The 3,481-nt window shown below is 42.1% G+C and carries 5 protein-coding genes and 2 tRNA genes; 1 reads left to right on the top strand and 6 read right to left on the bottom strand.

The window, feature by feature from the left end:
* Positions 1–94 (top strand): transposase domain-containing protein (locus FTU71_RS14375; RefSeq protein WP_178867550.1); only part of this gene is annotated, 94 nt, incomplete at its 5' end.
* A gap of 78 nt (positions 95–172) precedes the next feature.
* Here FTU71_RS14375 and FTU71_RS14370 read toward each other — a convergent pair.
* From FTU71_RS14370 to FTU71_RS14345, 6 genes are all read right to left on the bottom strand, one after another.
* Positions 173–568: a hypothetical protein gene (locus FTU71_RS14370; protein ID WP_004974410.1), complete on the bottom strand. Its 396-nt coding sequence runs from the start codon at positions 566–568 to the stop codon at positions 173–175.
* A gap of 98 nt (positions 569–666) precedes the next feature.
* Positions 667–1,401 carry a class I SAM-dependent methyltransferase gene (locus tag FTU71_RS14365; protein ID WP_096901299.1) on the bottom strand — a complete coding sequence of 245 codons (735 nt, stop codon included), beginning with the start codon at positions 1,399–1,401 and terminating at the stop codon, positions 667–669.
* Between the two features lie 325 nt (positions 1,402–1,726).
* The gene (locus tag FTU71_RS14360; RefSeq protein WP_228262050.1) at positions 1,727–2,230 is read right to left on the bottom strand and encodes a hypothetical protein; all 504 of its coding nucleotides are present in this window, start codon (positions 2,228–2,230) and stop codon (positions 1,727–1,729) included.
* 327 nt (positions 2,231–2,557) lie between these two features.
* A tRNA-Phe gene (locus FTU71_RS14355) sits at positions 2,558–2,633 on the bottom strand.
* Positions 2,634–2,767: 134 nt separating this feature from the next.
* Positions 2,768–2,843, bottom strand: a tRNA-Phe gene (locus tag FTU71_RS14350).
* A gap of 362 nt (positions 2,844–3,205) precedes the next feature.
* On the bottom strand, positions 3,206–3,481 hold a 276-nt coding region (locus FTU71_RS14345), incomplete at its 5' end, for a zinc ribbon domain-containing protein (protein ID WP_179990681.1).

The following is a 3,481-nucleotide window of genomic DNA, read 5'->3' as shown; positions in this document are numbered from 1 at the left end:
CTATTTAAGTGATGTGCTGAAAAGGTTGCCGACACATAAAGTGACTCAGATTGAAGAATTGCTACCACACCGCTGGAAACCTGAACCGAATTAAAAAATAGGCATGGGGTTCAGCGGACGCTTACTTATGTCTTAGATTGTCACAAGGTCATTTGCGACAACGCACTCCATTTTACTCAAATGCCAAAGCTTTAAATTCATCTATAAAATGCTGCCCTAACTGGCGTAAACCATCCACACTGAGTGTGGTTTCAATCACACCCAAAGACACCACATCACGTTGAATTTGCAGCACAGTTTGACCTTGCGGGTTGATATAAAAACGAGAACCCAAAGTTGCAAATTTGCTTGCTAAGTCTAGGTTTTGTTCAGCTCGAACTTGATTCACCACATCTTGCGCGGTAAAACGGTATTGATCATGCAGCAAATTTAAGCTGTTGGATTGCCCATATTCTGCACTTAATGCACAATCATCCAAGACCTGTAAAGGCTGATCAAGATTGGCAAAAGCAGTCGCAGGGAGACTCAGCGCAAGACTGAATAAAATAGGGAGAGAAAATTTTAACATTGGACACCTCGCACATAGGTAAATTACACCTGTGGAGAAACATCCTTTTTTTACCAACTTATATTTTAAGTTCAAAAATCACTCAATACATTGACTTTTTATACCAAGCGACCTAAACGCAGCAAAACTGGAAACTGAATTTCCAAGCCCTGAGCAGGTTGCTGCTGCAACAATTGCTGTAATTCAAGCAAGGGCGTATCAGTATGTTGCTTTAAATAATGCTGCAGTCCCGACCAAGTGTTTAAATAATTCAGCAATTGTGCTGCCGACCAACGATATTTCAGGCAAAGTTCGGGTGTCACGATTTCTTGAAATGGGAAAGGAATCGTGCGATATAAGTCATCAATATAACGACGTTCAGCATCCCAACAACCTTTTAAGGTCTGAAAATACAAGCGTTGAATTGCGGTATTCACCTCAGGATCTACAGCTTGAATCAGACCGTAGCCCACCGCAGCAAATATTCCACTCGGTTTTAGTACCCGATGTACTTCGGCATAAAAAGCATCAAAGCCGAACCAGTGAATCGCTTGTGCGACCGTAATTAAATCTACACTTGCATCCACCAATCCACTGTCTTGCGCCAAGCAGGTACGATAACTCACATTTGCCCACTGCGGTGCCAAATCCAACTGTGCTTGACTTAAATCTGTGGCTAAAATCTGCTGAAAATGTGGTACCAATAACTGGGTAAACTGCCCCGAACCGGCACCACAATCCCAGGCAAAAGTTCGTTCAGGTACATGCTTTAAAATTTCCTGGACAATTTCTGCAGAATAAGCCGGACGGGCCTGTTTATAGCGCAAGCTGTCATCAGAAAACAGATCTTTCATTTAACGATGCTCATAATATTTATAAATTTAATCAATGACCTGATCAATTCTAAAACTGGTCTGGGCAATGAGCACCCGCTGATCATTCAATTGATAATATTTAACATCGTATGGAGCCAATTTCCAGCTCTGGGCAGGATTAAAACTGACCTGGTGGTTCCCGACTGGCTGAGCATATAACGGAGTAATGATCTCTGAAGAACATGACTAGCTCACAGGCTGAAAACAGCCCCAATTTTCAACTGCGCAGGCATTTGCCACTTTCTCGCGGCGGCAAATATAGGCTTCGCTGGCAAAGCTAAGGATTTTTTCAAAAGAAAAATGATTACTTTTTCGGTGTCGGTAGCTCAGGTACAGAAAAATTATTTATAGAATGTTCAATCGTACCAATGCTGACATTTTTCAGGTCGAGCTGTATATGCATATCACGATCGATGGGCTGCATACTGTTGCTATTGCTACGATCAATATGCTGCATACTGTTGCTACGGTTTATACCAAAGGGTTGCAACATAATATACAAGCCTTGTGTAGGATCACTCGACTGTAAACCCTGAGCAATACTCAATACATACTGTTGTAGAAAGGGCGATAACGAATTTAGGTCGGGTTGTGCTTGTAAGGGCTGAATTTCCAGATTGGCAACCACATGGCTGTCGATCATAAAGTTTTGTGCTTCACGTGAATTACGAATAACTTGATGCTGTAAAGCACGGAGATTTTTTTCATCATTCTGATACGGCACAATCCCGGTTTCTGTACGTAACTCTGGCTCGGCCAGTACGTGCAGGGTGGGTAAGGTCACCGCGTCATCCGCGTGGACCATCATGCTCCATGGACAGCCCAATATCAGCAGCAAAGGATATATTTTTATAAATTTCATAAACTTGTCTCGCAACGTAATTTCAGGACAATGCAGTTTTACACCATGCAAGAAAAAAATTTTTCACTGCAACCGTATACGTTTTATAGCCTACCTGAAAATCAATTTTGGCTCACCTTGACTCGGATAAACGGTCTTTTTCACTTTCTTAAATCTATTATGGGTATGCAATTTTTCTTGGAATTTTAATGCGCTTTGCATGTAATTATAATTCTCTATGACCAACCTAGAGGCGAAAAAAAACCTCAAACAGTGTTTGAGGCTTTTTGAATATGGTGGCGAGACCCAGGATCGAACTGGGGACACACGGATTTTCAATCCGTTGCTCTACCGACTGAGCTATCACGCCAATGCCGTGTATTAAGCCGTATCTCGGCTGAATAGTCAATAAAAATCATCACTTTTTTATTTGATCGCATAAATTTTATGCAAAAAAAATCCCTGATGGGATCAGGGATTGAAAACGTTTAACCGTTTTGAATATGGTGGCGAGACCCAGGATCGAACTGGGGACACACGGATTTTCAATCCGTTGCTCTACCGACTGAGCTATCACGCCAATGACGCGTATTAAACAGTTTCAGCTGTAAATCGTCAATAGTCTTTTTCGCTTTTCAGTGCAAATGTTTACTTTTACAGCAACCTCATTCTATTTCTGCTGAAATATCACCCAAAAATTTAAAAATGAGTTCTTTTCCAATTAAATTTTGACAAACTTCCGATACGCGAATGTGGGGCACGGATGCCCCACGTTACCCATCACGACAAGGATGTCGTGTATGGGTAACAAAAGACTTTTGCCTACTTTGGGTCTTGCCAAAGTAGGAAGATGCCTACGCAAAGCTATTTAAACCTTAGCTAAAAATTGTGGCTGTGCAAGCACAAAAAACAATATAGGATTTAGTTGACATCCTCCCCGACCTAAAGGACGGAGATTCCTACTGCTAGACGCTCATGTCCGAGCGCAAGAATATTCAGTGCGGAATTTACATCCCGATCATGGAGCGTACCGCACTCCACACACTGCCACTCTCTTATTCCAAGTCCTGCTCTACCTTTCGGACTACTATAGCGTGAGCCACAGCACGAACAAGTTTGGGTGGTATAGGCTTCATTGACTTCTTCATAACATACCCCTGCGTTCTCGCATTTATACTTGAGCATGGTTCTTAGTGTTGTCCAACTGGCATCTAGCAC

Source organism: Acinetobacter sp. YH12136 (genome assembly GCF_013418545.1).
Classification (GTDB): domain Bacteria; phylum Pseudomonadota; class Gammaproteobacteria; order Pseudomonadales; family Moraxellaceae; genus Acinetobacter; species Acinetobacter towneri.
The sequence above is the reverse complement of the archived record's forward strand: the minus strand, read 5'-3'. Positions and strand labels throughout refer to the sequence as shown.

Coding starts and splice junctions, on each gene's coding strand:
- FTU71_RS14370 (WP_004974410.1), bottom strand. CDS start 568: ATGTTAAAATTTTCTCTCCCTATTTTATTCAGTCTTGCGCTGAGTCTC.
- FTU71_RS14365 (WP_096901299.1), bottom strand. CDS start 1,401: ATGAAAGATCTGTTTTCTGATGACAGCTTGCGCTATAAACAGGCCCGT.
- FTU71_RS14360 (WP_228262050.1), bottom strand. CDS start 2,230: ATGATGGTCCACGCGGATGACGCGGTGACCTTACCCACCCTGCACGTA.